Genomic DNA, 14,465 nt, shown 5'->3' on the forward strand with positions numbered 1-14,465 from the left:
GGTTCTCCCGCCGCAGCTAGGGTGAAAGGAGAAGATCCGCCTCACATACCCGGCCCTGCCGGGAAAGGAGCAGCCAGTATGCTGCAGGTTTCCAACCTGACCCGAAAGTTCGGGGACAAAACGGCGGTGGACAATGTCACCTTCGATGTCCCGGCCGGGCAGATGACCGGGTTTGTGGGCGGCAACGGCGCCGGCAAGACCACCACCATGCGCATGATCATGGGCGTCTTGACCGCCACTGAAGGACAGGTGCTGCTGGGCGGCTCCCCCGTCACCGCCGCGGACCGCTCCCGCTTCGGGTACATGCCGGAGGAACGCGGCCTCTATCCCAAGCAGCCCATCATCGACCAGCTGATCTATCTGGGCCAGCTGCACCGGATGAGCCAGGGCGATGCCCGCCGCGAGGCCATGGATTTGCTGGAACGCTTCACCCTGGCGGACCGGGCCAAGGACAAGCTGGAGTCCCTCTCCCTGGGCAACCAGCAGCGCGTGCAGATTGCCGCATCGCTGCTGCACCGCCCCAGCGTCCTGATCCTGGACGAGCCGTTCTCGGGACTCGATCCGGCAGCCGTGGATTCCATGGTGGAACTGCTGCGCGAACGCACCAGTGAGGGAGTGCCGGTGTTGTTCTCCAGCCATCAGCTGGATTTGGTGGACCGCCTCTGCGACAACCTGGTGGTACTCAAGGCCGGACAGGTCATGGCGGCAGGATCCAGCGACGAGCTCCGCGCCAACGCTCCCCGCAGGCACCGCCTCACTGTTTCGCCGGACGCCGGCTGGCTCCGGGATGAGCCGGGGCTGCGGGTTATCGACGTCGCCGGTCCCACAGCGCTGCTGGAGTTCGACGGCGGCGCCGCCGCCCAGCACGTCCTCGCCGCGGCCCTGGCCCGCGGCACCGTGGAAGAATTCACTCCGCTGCGGCCCACCCTCAGCGACATCTACCGGGAGGTTTCAGCATGAGCACCACGCCCGCCTGGGCCATTGTCACCCTTCGCGAAGTCATGGTGAAGGCTCGGGACCGCGGTTACCTCATCTCCACGGTGGTCACCCTCGTCCTGATCGTCGGCGCCGTGGTGTTCAACGCCTACATGAGCAGCCGCACCACCGACTACACCGTGGCGGTGACCGCCATGCAGAGCACCGCCCTCGAAAATCCCGCCGAAGAAATCGTGAATGCTGCCAATGAAGCAGGCCAGGCCGACGGCGGCAACACACGTTTTGAGGCCATCTCCGCGGACACGGCCGAGCAGGCCCAGGAACTGGTCCGTTCCGGGGAGGCCGACGCCGCACTCCTGGCGGCCTTCGACGGTTGGACGCTGACCGGCAACGAAGAACTTTCAACCGAACTGCAGCAGGGCATCGCCGACGCCCTGCGCGACTATGCCTTGGAGTTCAACGCCGCCGCAGCCGGCACCACCTCCGAGGCCCTGCTGGAAGGCAGCGAGTTCCAGACTGCTCTGCTGAACGGAAACGCAGAAAACGCCCTGCTGGCCACCGTCGTCGGCTTCGTGTTCAGCTTCCTGTTCTACATGGCGTCCATCATTTTCGGCATGGCGATTGCCAACTCCGTCCTGGAAGAGAAACAGAACCGGGTGGTGGAGATTCTGGCCACGGCCATTCCGGTCCGGCAACTGCTCTACGGCAAGGTGGCCGGCAACACCCTGCTCGCCATGATCCAGCTGGCCCTGTACGGAGGGGCTGCACTGCTGGCCCTGAATCTCACGGACACCGCCGATCTGGTGGGAAGCATCATTCCCGCCTCCGGCTGGTTCCTGGTGTTTTTCCTCGCCGGCTTCCTGATTCTCGCCTCTGCCTGGGCCATGCTCGGGTCCATGGCCAGCCGCAGCGAGGATCTGACCAACAGTTCCACGCCGGTAATGACGGTGATCATTGCTGCCCTGTTTGCCGGCATGTTCGCGAAGGGACAGCTTTTGGTCATTGCGTCCTATGTGCCGGTGATTTCTTCAGTGGCCATGCCCATCCGGATGCTGGGCTCGGAAGTCCCGCTGTGGGAGACGCTCCTGTCCCTGGCGGTTGCCCTGGCCGCCGCGTACGCCCTGCTGCGCTTCGGTGAGAAGATCTACCGGCGGGCCGTCATGCAAAGCGGCGGTGCCCTGACCCTGCGCAAGGCCATGAAGCTGGAGTCCTAACCAAAGGAAGTTCTCCACAAGCGCTGCGGACACGGCCCCGCAACCCGCGTTCTCTGCCTAGGGTGGCGGTCCCTGCCCAAGGCGGGCAGGGACCGAGGAGTGAAAAGGATGAATTACACCGTAGATGTGCCTGCCGTGCAGGCAGTGCTCATGAGAGTCGCAGCGGAAGCCGCAGCACTGAACGAGGCGGCCAACGCCGCGGAAACGGCAGGCGGCACCGCTGCGGCCCTCTTTGGGACCGCAGCGGAGGTGTCGGAAGCCTTCACCGGGTTCTGGAAACACCGCGAAGATGTGGGAAAGCAGGTTTCCCGCCTGGTGCTCCGCAGGGCCGACAGCGTGGCGGACGCCGCCCGGGCCTTTGCTGCCGCCGACGGCGAGATGACGGACACCGCAGGGCGTGCGCTCGCCGCAACCGGCACCGGTTATACGGCCCGCGCCTAAATTGCGTCCTTCATCAGGTCCGTCAGAGAGTTGAACCGCTCATTGGACGGCAGGTCATCCAGCAGGATGGCCAAGCCGTCCGGTCCGCAGAGCGGAATACGCCAGTTCGGATATTCATCCCCGGTGCCGGGCTGGTTCTGGGTGCGGCGCTCTCCCACAGCGTCAGCCAGAGCCACTCCAATGAGCACGGACGGAGTCTGCAGAATGTAGGCATGGAGCGCCTCGACCGTCTGCTGCACCTGTTCCGGAGCGCGGCCGTCTGCATCCTCGGGCAGCAGTTCGCGGCTGCGCACCAGGGCCAGAACGGCTTCCTGGGCGGCGGCGTCTGCCTCCCGTTCCTCCTCCACCGGGCGGTTCAGCAGGCCGAGTGACTCGCGCAGGTCAACATGCTCCCCGGCCAGATAACCCGCGGTGGGCGGCAGGTCATGGGTGTTGACGCTGGTCAGTGCTCCCTGCCGGTAATCCTCCGGGGGCCGGGGCCCGTCATCAGTGTGTTCGAACCACAGGATGGAGGTGCCCAGCACGCCGCGCTCGGCAAGGTATTCCTGGACCCAGGGCTCAAACACGCCCAGGTCCTCACCGATGACGACGGCGCCGGCACGCTGGGCTTCCAGGACCAGGATTCCGATCAGGGCTTCGTGGTCGAAGTGCACGTAGGCACCCTCGCCCGGAGTTGAGCCTTCCGGGATCCACCACAGCCGGAACAGGCCCAGGATGTGGTCCACTCGGACACCGCCGGCATGGCGGAGGACCGTGCGCAGCATGTCCCGGTACGGGAGGTACCCGGCATCGGCAAGGCCCTGCGGGTGCCACGGCGGCTGGCTCCAGTCCTGGCCCTGCTGGTTGAACATGTCCGGCGGCGCTCCCACTGAGACTCCGGGGGCAAGCACCGCGCGCAGCATCCAGGCGTCCGCGCCGGCCGGGTGCACACCCACCGCGAGGTCGTGAACGACGCCGATTTCCATCCCGGCGCTCCGGGCCGCGGCCTGTGCGCTCTCCAGCTGCTGGTCGCAGATCCACTGCAGCCACTGGTGGAACTGTCCGCGTTCTGCGAGCTCCTGCCGGTGCTCCCGGACCCAGCTGCTGTCCGGGCCGTCAATCTGCTGCCACCGGGGGTCTGAGGCCGGCACCTGCTCGGAAATGGAGCACCACAGGGCGAAGTCTTGCAACCCCTTGCCTTCCACCGCGCAGAACCGCTCAAACTGCTGCTGGCGGGAGATGCTCCGGGGTACGGAAAAAATCAGTTCCAGGGCTGCGAGCTTGGCGGCGTAGGTGGCGTCCCGGTCCAACTGCTCGGCGGACGAGTTGGCCGCTGCCAGGGACTGCGCTGCAGCTTCCACGCCGGCCCGGTCCGCAGCGGAGAGATAGCCGTACTCGGGAATGTCCTCCACCCGGATGTAGAGCGGGTTGAAGAACCGGCGTGTGGTGGGCAGATACGGCGAGGGCTCCACCGGAGGCACCGGCTCGGCGGCATGCAGCGGATTGATCAGGAGGAATCCTGCATCATGTTCGGCGCCGGAGAGGGCAGCCAGATCTGCCAGATCGCCCAGGTCTCCGATGCCCCAGGACCGGGAGGAGCGGACCGAATAAAGCTGCGCCATCAGGCCCCATTTGCGGCGGCGGGCGAGCGCCGCCGTCGTCGTCAGCCGCTCCGGCGTGATGACCAGGACGGTCTCTGCCCGCCGGCTCCCCGCCTGAACCTCAAGGCGGTGCCAGCCCAGCGGCAGGTCCGCGGGAAGGGCAACCAGGGTTCGGCCCGTCAAAGTGCCGTCAATGTCCAGTTCTTCCCCCGGCGCAGCCGGCCATTCGAGGTTTCGGCGACTGCCGTCTTCCAGGACGATCCAGACCTCTGCCCGGACCCCTGCCGCAAGGTGGACGGGAACCTGCCGACTCCGGCCTTCCCGGACAACGACGGCGCCGGGCAGAATCCGGCGCCACGGCTTCAGCTGCGCATCCGCAACGGCCTGAGCCAGCTCTTCCTCGGTTTCAGTAGCCTCACCCAAGGCAGCCAGCACCCTCCGGAGAGTCTGGTCGGAGACCTCACGCCGGGTTCCATCCCAGCCGTTGAACGTTGTGGCCACGTGATGATGTTCGGCAAGACGGTGCAGGAGTGCGGTGCTTCCCTCGGATACGCCAGTGGAATTCGGTTCAGTCATGTTCTAAGGGTACTAAGCCGACCAATGGTACTAAGCCGCCTTAGCTTCGTTTGCCGGTGAGGCGCCAGCTGTCCTGATAATCAGGGTGGTCCTGGTATGCAGCCGCCATGGACGCCAGCGCCAATGTTGTCCACTCCAACTCATCCGCGAACTGTTTGCCTTGCCCCTCGGGATCAAGCAGCATGCGGGCCAGGGCATTGCGCCGGGCACCGCCGATGATCTCGATCAGCATCAGCTTCGCCTCGCACTCGCGCAGCAGCCGTTCCTCGTACCACCGGTCGGACGGGGTAACACCCCTTGTAGTCAGGAGCTTTCGGGACTCCCCGGCGTCGTCCTGAAAGCGCGTCAGAAGGAAATCCACGATATCCATGTCCCCGATCGTACAGACGCATAACTGGGCGCGTCAGGGCTGCAGGCGAAAACGCCCATGCCGGTGAGGGAATATTTTCCGCAGCTGCTTGGTTGACATAACTAGTCTAGAGAAAGAGGTCCCGTGCCAGCAGTCAGCACGCCGCAATATTCCCCGGCCACCCGTTCCAAGCGGGTTCGAAACATTCGCTCCATCCGCCGCGGCGATCACGTTGAAGTGCGCAGCAGCGGGCACGTCTATTACCGCGGTGAGGTTCGGGACACCGCTCCCGGGCTCGGCACCATTTGGATCCGCGAAGATGATGAAGGAACCCGCACCGCAGTCAGCGTTGAGGACTTCAGCATCTGGAAAATCCCGGGCGGCGCAGGCCGCTAGCGGTCCATCAAGGCCCCGGCGCTGATGTTCAAGGTGGCGGCAGTCATGCTGGCGGCCCGATCAGAGGCCGCAAACGCTGCCGCGTTTCCCACCTCCTTCAGGGTTGCCGCCCGGCGCAGCAGCGTGGCGTCTGTAATGCTGTTGGCGATGTCCTCCCGTCCGTTCATTCCGGGCGGGAGGGATTCGGGAACTCCGCCGCTGCGCAGCGTCACGACTCTGATGCCGTACGGCCCCAATTCCACCGAGAGTTGTCGCCGCATGGCTTCCATGGCTTCGAAAGCCGTGAGGAGCCCGCCCAGATAGAGCCCCGGCTCCGGATTGCCGGAACCGCCAAAAGCCAGGATCACCCCCGACCTCTGCTGCATCATGTGACGCGCCGCCGCCCGCGCGGTCAGAAACATGGTCTGCACAGCGGTGGCCACCGGCCGCAGGTAATCCTCCACGTACATGTCCACCATCGGTGAGCCCTGCACATCGCCGTGCTGGATGACGTTCACGGAGATGTCCAGGCTCCCGGCCGAAATTGCGACGTCGTCAGCGTGTTCATCCACGGCCCGGCCGTTGGTGGCATCCAGCACAGCTGTTTCCGCCAGGCCGCCGTTGGAGGCAATGTCCTCGGCGACCGCCTGCAGCGGTTCCGGGTGTCGCCCGGCCAAAAACACGCGGGCGCCCTCCCCGGCAAAGGCACGGGCGACTGCTCCGCCAATGGCTCCGCCGCCGCCGTAGATCACAGCATTTTTGTTGTTGAGCAGCATGGTGCCTCCCGGGCTTGCCGATGCGGGGTTCCGGCGGGTGTCCGGAGCTGAGGCTGTCCATCATGGCACTGCGCACCTTGGCGTGCACAGGGGCCCGGGTTATTGCCCGGGCCCCTGTGCCGTAGTGGAATGATGGTTTATCCGCTGCTACCAGCGGACCTTTTTCTCCCTCCGGCCCTGTTTGCCGAAGCTGTGCGTGGGCTTATGGTCTTTGCCCATGCTCTGCCATCCGGGAAGGGCCGTCCCGGCTGCACCGGCACCGGTTTTGCCGGCGCTTTCCGTGCCAAGTTTGGCCGCCGCGGCGGGAGCAAGGTTGCCCGTCGCCGCCGGCACAGTGGGGTGGGCCATTCCCGGCACAACTGCCGGCAATGATACGGATCTGTTCTTTTGGGGTGATGCCATGGTTAATCTCCGGACTCTTCAGGTACCGGCCGGGAACTGCGCTGATCATGGCTGGCCTACCCGGGCGATACGGGGATGGTGTCAGCGATAGAAGTGGTGACGCGGCGCCGCGGAGTGCCGGTGCAGCAAAAGTGCAGCAGCAATCCGGCAGATCGGCGCGGGGTGCACCTACTCGTAAATCAGTTCCATGGGCACAACTTAACAACAAAAGACGGCGCCGGGATAGACCCGGCGCCGTCTTTGTTCCCGGATTTTCCGTACCCGGGGAGTGGAGGTTAGATCAGGGCGTCCGACAAGTGGTTCGGCGTTCCGAAGCGGTGAGCCGTGATGCTGACGGCCTGCTCATGCAGGAACGGCAGGAGCTCCACGCGTCCGGCTTCGGTCACCGGGTTCGCGTAGACGGCCACGTCCGGCCGCCCGCCAAGGGCTGTCGCCAGCGCCGAGGCATCCGAACCGATCAGCCGGATCCGTGTTCCGGAAACCGCCGGGTCAAACGTGGCAGCGGAGGCCAGCCAGTCGGCGTCGTTCTCCTCTGTCACCGGGATTCCCTGTTCCGTCAGGACAGCGCGCAGTGCCAGCGGGAGTTCGACGCCGGTGGAGACGCGGAGCGCGGATCCGGCCAAAAGCCCGGCAGCGGCAACCCGGACCAGCGCATCGATCGGCTGGTTTTCGGACAGCCGGATGGTGACCGGCAGCGGCCGGTACCGGAAGACGTTGCGTTCGGCGCTCAGCTCGGAGACGTCCTTGGCCGTACCAAACTCGTCGGCCCAGGCCGCGGCGTCACTGCTCAGCGCCCGCTGCAGGAATCCGGTGTCGGCGGCAAAGCTGCCGGACACTGCGGTGGCCAGCAGCTTTGCGGCGCCCTGATGGCGGACCGGAGCTCCGGTCGAGGTGGCCGCTGCGGGCTCCCACTCCCCCAGACCCATGAGGTAGTTGGGGCCGCCGGCTTTGGTTCCGGTTCCCACTGCGGACTTCTTCCAGCCGCCGAAGGGCTGGCGCTGGACAATGGCGCCGGTGATGCCGCGGTTGACGTACAGGTTGCCCGCGGAGATGTTCTCCAGCCAGAGATCCATTTCCGCCGGATCCAGTGAATGCAGGCCGGAGGTCAGTCCGTAGTCAATCTGGTTCTGCAGTGCGATGGCTTCTTCGAGGGTGTCAGCAGTCATCACGCCGAGGATGGGACCGAAGTACTCGGTGAGGTGGTACTCGGAACCGGGGCGGACACCGGTGCGCACGCCCGGGCTCCAGAGACGGCCGGAGTCGTCGAGCTGCTTCGGTTCAATGAGCCAGGACTCGCCTTCACCCAGCACCGTCAGTCCGCGCAGCAGTTTGCCTTCAGCCGGTTCAATGACCGGACCCATCTGCGTCACGGCATCCACCGGGTAGCCGACCTTCAGGGACTGGACGGCGTCCACGAGCTGGTTGCGGAAGCGCGGGGACTTGGCCACCGAGCCCACGAGGATGACCAGGGAGGCTGCCGAGCACTTCTGGCCGGCATGGCCAAAGGCGGAGGCAACGACGTCACGGGCCGCCAGGTCAAAGTCGGCGCTGGGCGTGACGATGATGGCGTTCTTGCCGGACGTTTCCGCCAGCAGCGGCAGGTCGGTGCGGAAGGAACGGAACAGTTCTGCCGTCTCATAACCGCCGGTGAGGATGACCCGGTCAACAGACGGATCCGAGATGAGCTGACGGCCGAGTTCGCGCTCGCCCAGCTGCACCATCTGCAGGACGTCGCGGGGAACGCCGGCTTCCCAGAGCGCTTCCACCATGACGGCTCCGCTGCGTGCGGACTGGCGGGCGGGCTTGATGATCACGGAGGAACCGGCGGCCAGGGCAGCCAGGGTGGAACCGGCCGGAATGGCTACCGGGAAGTTCCACGGCGGGGTGACCACGGTGAGCCGGGCCGGGACGAAGCGGGCGCCGTCGATGTTTTCCAGGTCCTTGGCGCGCTCTGCATAGTAGTGCGCAAAGTCGATGGCTTCGGAAACCTCGGGATCGGACTGGTCCAGGGTCTTGCCGGTTTCGGCAGCCATGACCTCCATCAGGTCCGCGCGGTGATCTTCGAGGACGGATCCCGCACGGTGCAGGATTTCGGCGCGGTCGGCACCGCTGAGGGCGGCCCAGCCCTTGCTGGCCGAGACCGCTGTTTCGATGACGGCGGAGAGCGCTTCTTCGTCGGCGACCCGGGCATCAGCCACGGCTGCCTTGCCCAGGGGGGATTCCTCGACGCGGGTCAGGATGGAGCGGCCCCAGGCCTGGTTCGCCGGCAGCGACGGATCGGTGTCCGGAGTGTTGGTGAAGCCCTGGTTCACGGCGTCGGCGCCGCTGGATACGGCGGGGCGGGGCTGGCTGCGGTCCTGGGTGCGGTTCGGGGCGGGAACCAGGTCATCCAGGTTTTCCAGCGAGCTGAGGAAGCGCAGCTTCTCCCGCTCGAAGAGGGCTTCGTTTTCGCTGAGCTCAAAAACGGCGGACATGAAGTTCTCTGAGCTGGCGCCCTCTTCGAGGCGGCGGATCAGGTAGGCGATGGCGACGTCGAACTCCGCCGGGTGGACCACCGGCGTGTAGAGCAGGAGCGATCCGACGTCGCGCTTGACCACTTCGGCCTGGCCCGTGGCCATACCGAGCAGCATCTCGAATTCGATGCCGCCGGTCACGCCGCGCTGCTGGGCGAGCAGCCAGGCGAAGGCGACGTCGAAGAGGTTGTGCCCTGCAACGCCGATGCGCACGTTGGCGACCCGCTCCGGGTGCAGGGCGTAGTTGATGACCCGCTTGTAGTTGGTGTCAGTCTCCGCCTTGGTGCCGCAGGTGGCCAGCGGCCAGCCGTGCAGGGAAGACTCCACCTGTTCCATGGGCAGGTTGGCGCCCTTGACGACGCGGACCTTGATGGGCGCTCCGCCGTCCGCCCGGCGTGCGGCGGCGAATTCCTGCAGCCGCATCATGGCCGAGAGGGCATCGGGGAGGTAGGCCTGGAGCACAATGCCGGCTTCCAGGTCCTTGAACTCGGGCATGGACAGGAGCTTGGTGAAGACCGCCATGGTCATCTCCAGGTCCTTGTATTCCTCCATGTCCAGGTTGATGAATTTCTTCTGCGCGGAGGACGCGGCCCGGCGGTAGAGCGGGGTGAGCTTTTCCACCACATGCTCAACGGCTTCATCGAACGCCCAGTGCGAGTGGGGAGAGACGGTGGAGGAAACCTTGATGGAGACGTAGTCGACGTCGTCTCGGGCCAGGAGTTCGTGGGTGCCTTCGAGGCGGCGGGCGGCTTCGCGTTCGCCGAGCACCGCTTCGCCCAGGAGGTTCATGTTCAGCCGGATGTCATCCTTGCGGATCCCGGCAATGGCCTTGCCGAGGCGGGCGTCGGTGGCGTCAACGATGAGGTGTCCGACCATGCGGCGCAGCACCTTGCGGGCGACAGGGATGACAACGTGGGGCAGCACCGGCGCCATGACTCCGCCCAGGCGGACGGCGGAGCGCATGTACCAGGGCAGGAAGCCCGGCACGCGGGGTGCGAGGGCGGCGAGGTTCCGGCCGGCCACGCGGAGGTCTTCAGGGCGGATGACGCCGTCGACGAATCCCACGGTGAAGTCCAGTCCGGCGGGATCTTTCAGCACCCCTGCCAGCTGTGCGGCCGAAGCGTCAACGGGAACGCTTTCAGCCTCGGAAAGCCAGCGGCGCACGAGCGCCACGGCGTCGGCAGCGAGGTCCTGGGGGGTGTCCGATCCCGTGATGGGTTCGGCGACGGTATTGCTCATGCGTGGTGCTCATTTCGACGTGCAGCGGGTGGGTATTCCTCTAAGTATCCGCACTATCTACCATTAGGCAAAGGTACGTTTTCTAACCGATATAGGTTAGTTTTACTAATCAATCCGCTTGGAGGTGGAAACAGTGCTCGATGTGCGCCGCATGACCCTTCTGCGGGAGGTGAAAGTTCGGGGAACCCTGGCAGCCGTGGCCGAGGCGCAGGGGCTGAGCCCGTCCGCAGTGTCCCAGCAGCTGGGGCTCCTGGAAAAGGCAGTGGGCGTGGAGCTGCTGCGAAAGACGGGGCGGGGAGTGCAGCTGACGCCGCAGGCCGAGATCCTGGCGGCCCACGCCTCGGACATCCTCGAATCGCTGGAACGGGCTGAAGCTGAGCTGGCCTCTTCGCTGACCTCGGTCACCGGATCCATCCGGGTGGCCGTGTTCCAGTCGGCCGCCCTGGCCCTGCTTCCGGGAGCACTGCGGACCCTGCGGCGCGAACATCCGGAGCTGCGGGTGGAGATGGTGCAGCGCGAACCCGAGACGGCACTCTATGAAACCTGGGCGCGGGACTTCGATCTGGTGATTGCCGAGCAATACCCGGGACACTCAGCGGTGCGGCACGCTGAGCTGGACCGGATGCACCTGACATCCGATGCAATCCGGCTTGCCGTTCCCCACGAGGGCCTCCCTCCGGTGCAGTCTTTGGCGGACACCGCAGAGCTGCCATGGGTCATGGAACCCAGAGGTGCCGCCTCCCGGCACTGGGCGGAGCAAGCCTGCCGGCGGGCGGGGTTTGAACCGGATGTACGCTTTGAAACGGCTGATCTGCAGGCCCAGATCCGGCTGATCGAATCAGGGAACGCCGTGGCGCTGATGCCGGACCTCGTGTGGACCGGACGCGAGCCAAGCGTGCAGCTGCTGGATCTGGAGGGCACCCCGCGGCGAAGCATCTTCACTTCCGTGCGGCGGGCCGGAGCAAAACGGCCCGCCGTCCTGGCCTGCCGGGAGGTGCTGGAACGCACGGCGCGGCAGGTGGCCGTCCTGTAGTCCAAAGGACATGCTTGTGACAAAGCAGGGCCCCGGCCGAAGCCGGGGCCCTGCCCATGACGCGCTTTTAGTTACTTGTCGGAACCGCGGTGCCCGCCTGATCCGTGGTGTCCGTCGGTTGAATCGGACCTGCGGATGCCGTCATCGGTTTCGATCTTCTCTTTGCGGACTTCCTCGGAGACGCTTTCCGTATCCGTGACTGTTTCCGTGTCCATCCGCACCCGCTCCACAGGAACCGTCTTCTTGTTCACAACGGGTTCCTCGGCGTGAAGCGTCACTTCATGCTCTTCTTCGCTGATCTCCGGTCCGGCCATAGCCGAATCGACGTTGGCGTCGGTGATCGGTTCCCTCTCGATCCGAACCTCTTCATGGCTGACCGGAACCTGAGTGGTCACGGTTTCCGTGACGACGTACTTGCGCAGCCGCGCCTTGCCGGTAACGCGGGACTGGGTCCCCACATCCAGCTGCTCTTCCGAACGGGTCATGGCGTCATCGGTGGTGGGCCCCGAAGTGTCCCGCCCCACGGTGGCGTCCGACGAGAATCCGGAACGGCTGATGTCGCTGTCATCGCTAAAATCCGAGTCGACACCTGACCCGACGCCCGAACGCGTGCCCGTGTCCGTCATGGTTCCGGTGCTCATGCTGGTGGTGTCAGTGTCGGTGTCGGCGCTTCCGTCGTCGTACGAGAATCCGTAGTAGCGGTAAAGCGTCACTTCCTCTTCCGGGCTGATGGAGCCATCGGACTCAACCTGCGGAGAGTTTTTGATCTCTTCCTTGGAATACGGAACGAGGACATCCACGCCCTCCACCGTTGCTTCGCTGAGCGGAACGAAGGACTCGCTGCTGCCGAACAGGCCGGTGTTGACCGTGACCCAGGCGGGCTCGTTGGTCTGGTCATCCAGGTAGAACGTTCCGACGGCACCGATCTTATCTCCGTTGGGTCCCAGGACGTTGCCTGAGCCGGCCATAAGACCTTCAACTTGCTGATTGCTGATCATGCTGTTCTCCTTCAGCTGCGAACTTCACCGTTGTCCGGTGCTTATTCACGTAGGTCCGGAGATTGACCGGCAGGTCGTCGGGCGAACGGTGAAGGGATCAGGACCTGATCGGCCTTCCGACTGCGCACCAAAATCCGGATGAGCCTCGTGAGGACCCTGTTGGGCGGCTCGTATGGTAAACAGGCCCGGAATCCCAAGCCTGCTTACCATTCCAACCCAACGCGAACACACCGTCAATAGGTAGTGCAGCCGGAGAGCTACTTCGATTCGGTCAGCAGCTCGCGCACTTCGCGGCGAAGCACCTTGCCCAGCAGGGACTTGGGCAGTTCATCGATGGCCACGATGCGGCGGGGAACTTTATACGGAGTCAACCGCTCCCGGCTCCAGGCCCGGAGAGCTGCTTCGTCCAGTTCGGCGCCCTCGGTGAGGACCACGGCAGCCACGACCTGCTCGCCGCCGTCGGCCCGGGGCAGCCCCACCACAGCAACGTCGGCAATGGCCTGGTTGCTGCGCAGCACTTCCTCCACCTCGGTGGGCGAGACGTTGAACCCGCCGGTGATGATCAGTTCCTTCCGACGGTCCACCACCTTCACGAACCCGTCGTCGTCCACGGTGACAATGTCGCCGGTGCGCAGCCAGCCGCCGTCGAGCAGAACCTGCTCGGTGTCCTCCGTGTTGTTCCAGTAGCCGGAGAACACCTGCGGGCCGCGGATCAGCAGTTCGCCCGGGGTGCCCTGCGGAACATCATTCTCCGGGTGTTCGGGGTCGGCCACGCGCATTTCGGTGCTCGGGAAGGGAACACCGATGGTCCCGTTGCGCCGGGTGTCAGCAAAGGGGTTGCCCAGGGCGACCGGAGAAGACTCGGTGAGGCCGTAGCCCTCCACCAGCAGACCGCCGGAAACCTCTTCCCAGAGCTTCACGGTCTTCGCCGGCAGCGTCATGGCACCGGAGATTGCAAAGCGGATGGTGGAGAGGTCAATGCCCCGCTTCTTCGATTCCAGCGCCGTCTTTTCGTAGATCGGCGGAACAGCGCAGAACACTGTGGGCTTGGACTTCTTGGCGGCATCCAGCACCAGGTCCACGTCGAACTTGGGGAACAGCACCAGCCGCGACCCGGTCAGGACGGAGAAGGTCAGGTACAGGGTCAGGCCGAAGGCATGGAACATCGGCAGCACGCCGTAAATGACTTCCTTCCCCTCCTGGGCACCGTGCATCCAGGCCTTGCCCTGCAGGGCGTTGGAGCGCAGGTTGTAGTGGGTCAGCATGACCCCCTTGGGAATGCCCGTGGTTCCGGATGTGTACTGCAGCGCGGCCAGGTCCCGCACCGAGGGACGGGGATGGGCGCTGTCGATCGGTCCGGACGAGAGCAGCTTTTCCCAGGACATGGTGTTTTCGGTCTTGGCGGTCAGCCCTGCCCGGGTGCGGCGGAGCGAGGGCAGCGGAAGCCTCAGCGCCATGCGCTTGAGCCGCGGCATCGCCTTGGTGATATCCACGGCGATGACCGTCTTCACGGCAATGTCGTCCGGGAAGTCCTGAATCTTTTCCGCGGCCTTGTCCCAGATAATGGCCACCTGCGCGCCGTGGTTTTCAAACTGGTGGCGCAGTTCGCGCTCCGTGTACAGCGGGTTGTGGCCGACGACGACCGCCCCCAGCCGCAGCACCGCGTAGAACGCGATGAGGTACTGCGGGCAGTTCGGCAGCACGATCGCAACACGGTGTCCGCGGCGCACACCCAGCCTCCGCAGACCCTCCGCTGCGCGGTTTATCTGGTCTCCCAGCTGAGCGTAGGTGGTTTCGGCACCAAAGAATTCCAGCGCCACCTTGGGGCCAAAGCGGACGACGGCGTCCTCCACCATGGCGGTCAGGGACTCGGTGGGCAATTCAATGGTTGCCGGAACGCCGGGCTGATAGTTCTTAACCCACATCGGTTCCTGGGCGGCAGTCATTGAGGAAGCTCCTTCAGTTTGATTAATTCTGACTATAGCGACGGGCCGCGCCTGTGGATAAATTTCTTGTCCTGTGCCACTGGCCCG

General features: G+C 65.1%; 12 protein-coding genes. 5 read left to right on the top strand and 7 right to left on the bottom strand.

The annotated features are described in order from the left end of the window. Nucleotides 1-78: 78 nt before the first annotated feature. The 3 genes from AC4D2Q_RS03885 to AC4D2Q_RS03895 all read left to right on the top strand — a co-directional run bounded on the left by AC4D2Q_RS03885 (nucleotide 79) and on the right by AC4D2Q_RS03895 (nucleotide 2,591). The gene (locus tag AC4D2Q_RS03885; protein ID WP_490945093.1) at nucleotides 79-960 is read left to right on the top strand and encodes an ABC transporter ATP-binding protein; all 882 of its coding nucleotides are present in this window, start codon (nucleotides 79-81) and stop codon (nucleotides 958-960) included. Continuing rightward, nucleotides 957-2,150, top strand: coding sequence for an ABC transporter permease (locus tag AC4D2Q_RS03890; RefSeq protein WP_490945096.1), 1,194 nt, complete (start codon nucleotides 957-959; stop codon nucleotides 2,148-2,150). Before AC4D2Q_RS03885 ends, AC4D2Q_RS03890 begins: the two co-directional genes overlap by 4 nt. 108 nt (nucleotides 2,151-2,258) lie before the next feature. Then, nucleotides 2,259-2,591, top strand: a complete 333-nt coding sequence (locus tag AC4D2Q_RS03895; protein WP_490945098.1) for a DUF6507 family protein — start codon at nucleotides 2,259-2,261, stop codon at nucleotides 2,589-2,591. Here AC4D2Q_RS03895 and malQ read toward each other — a convergent pair. Beyond that, a complete protein-coding gene (gene malQ, locus AC4D2Q_RS03900) occupies nucleotides 2,588-4,747 on the bottom strand; it encodes a 4-alpha-glucanotransferase (RefSeq protein WP_490945100.1) in 2,160 nt (719 codons plus the stop codon). The genes AC4D2Q_RS03895 and malQ overlap by 4 nt on opposite strands. A gap of 40 nt (nucleotides 4,748-4,787) precedes the next feature. Next, the gene (locus AC4D2Q_RS03905; RefSeq protein ID WP_490926110.1) at nucleotides 4,788-5,117 is read right to left on the bottom strand and encodes a DUF6221 family protein; all 330 of its coding nucleotides are present in this window, start codon (nucleotides 5,115-5,117) and stop codon (nucleotides 4,788-4,790) included. Nucleotides 5,118-5,240: 123 nt separating this feature from the next. Here AC4D2Q_RS03905 and AC4D2Q_RS03910 point away from each other — a divergent pair, with 123 nt between their 5' ends. Then, complete coding sequence (locus tag AC4D2Q_RS03910; RefSeq protein ID WP_490945103.1) at nucleotides 5,241-5,492, top strand: hypothetical protein; 252 nt, start codon at nucleotides 5,241-5,243, stop codon at nucleotides 5,490-5,492. Here the strand turns inward: AC4D2Q_RS03910 and AC4D2Q_RS03915 are convergent. From AC4D2Q_RS03915 to AC4D2Q_RS03925, 3 genes are all read right to left on the bottom strand, one after another. Further along, nucleotides 5,489-6,247, bottom strand: coding sequence for an SDR family NAD(P)-dependent oxidoreductase (locus AC4D2Q_RS03915; RefSeq protein ID WP_490945105.1), 759 nt, complete (start codon nucleotides 6,245-6,247; stop codon nucleotides 5,489-5,491). The genes AC4D2Q_RS03910 and AC4D2Q_RS03915 overlap by 4 nt on opposite strands. 147 nt (nucleotides 6,248-6,394) lie before the next feature. Continuing rightward, nucleotides 6,395-6,649 (bottom strand): hypothetical protein, encoded by a 255-nt coding sequence (locus AC4D2Q_RS03920; protein WP_490945107.1) that lies wholly within the window; start codon nucleotides 6,647-6,649, stop codon nucleotides 6,395-6,397. A 275-nt stretch (nucleotides 6,650-6,924) separates the two neighbouring features. Further along, nucleotides 6,925-10,401 carry a proline dehydrogenase family protein gene (locus AC4D2Q_RS03925; RefSeq protein ID WP_490945109.1) on the bottom strand — a complete coding sequence of 1,159 codons (3,477 nt, stop codon included), beginning with the start codon at nucleotides 10,399-10,401 and terminating at the stop codon, nucleotides 6,925-6,927. Between the two features lie 133 nt (nucleotides 10,402-10,534). Between AC4D2Q_RS03925 and AC4D2Q_RS03930 the strand changes: the two genes are divergently transcribed. After that, nucleotides 10,535-11,434, top strand: a complete 900-nt coding sequence (locus tag AC4D2Q_RS03930) for a LysR family transcriptional regulator (protein WP_490945704.1) — start codon at nucleotides 10,535-10,537, stop codon at nucleotides 11,432-11,434. A gap of 71 nt (nucleotides 11,435-11,505) precedes the next feature. Here AC4D2Q_RS03930 and AC4D2Q_RS03935 read toward each other — a convergent pair whose 3' ends face one another. Further along, nucleotides 11,506-12,432: a YsnF/AvaK domain-containing protein gene (locus AC4D2Q_RS03935; protein ID WP_490945111.1), complete on the bottom strand. Its 927-nt coding sequence runs from the start codon at nucleotides 12,430-12,432 to the stop codon at nucleotides 11,506-11,508. Nucleotides 12,433-12,689: 257 nt separating this feature from the next. Continuing rightward, a complete protein-coding gene (locus tag AC4D2Q_RS03940; RefSeq protein ID WP_490945705.1) occupies nucleotides 12,690-14,405 on the bottom strand; it encodes a long-chain-fatty-acid--CoA ligase in 1,716 nt (571 codons plus the stop codon). Nucleotides 14,406-14,465: the final 60 nt, after the last annotated feature.

The organism is Arthrobacter sp. TJ-178 (assembly GCF_058269275.1).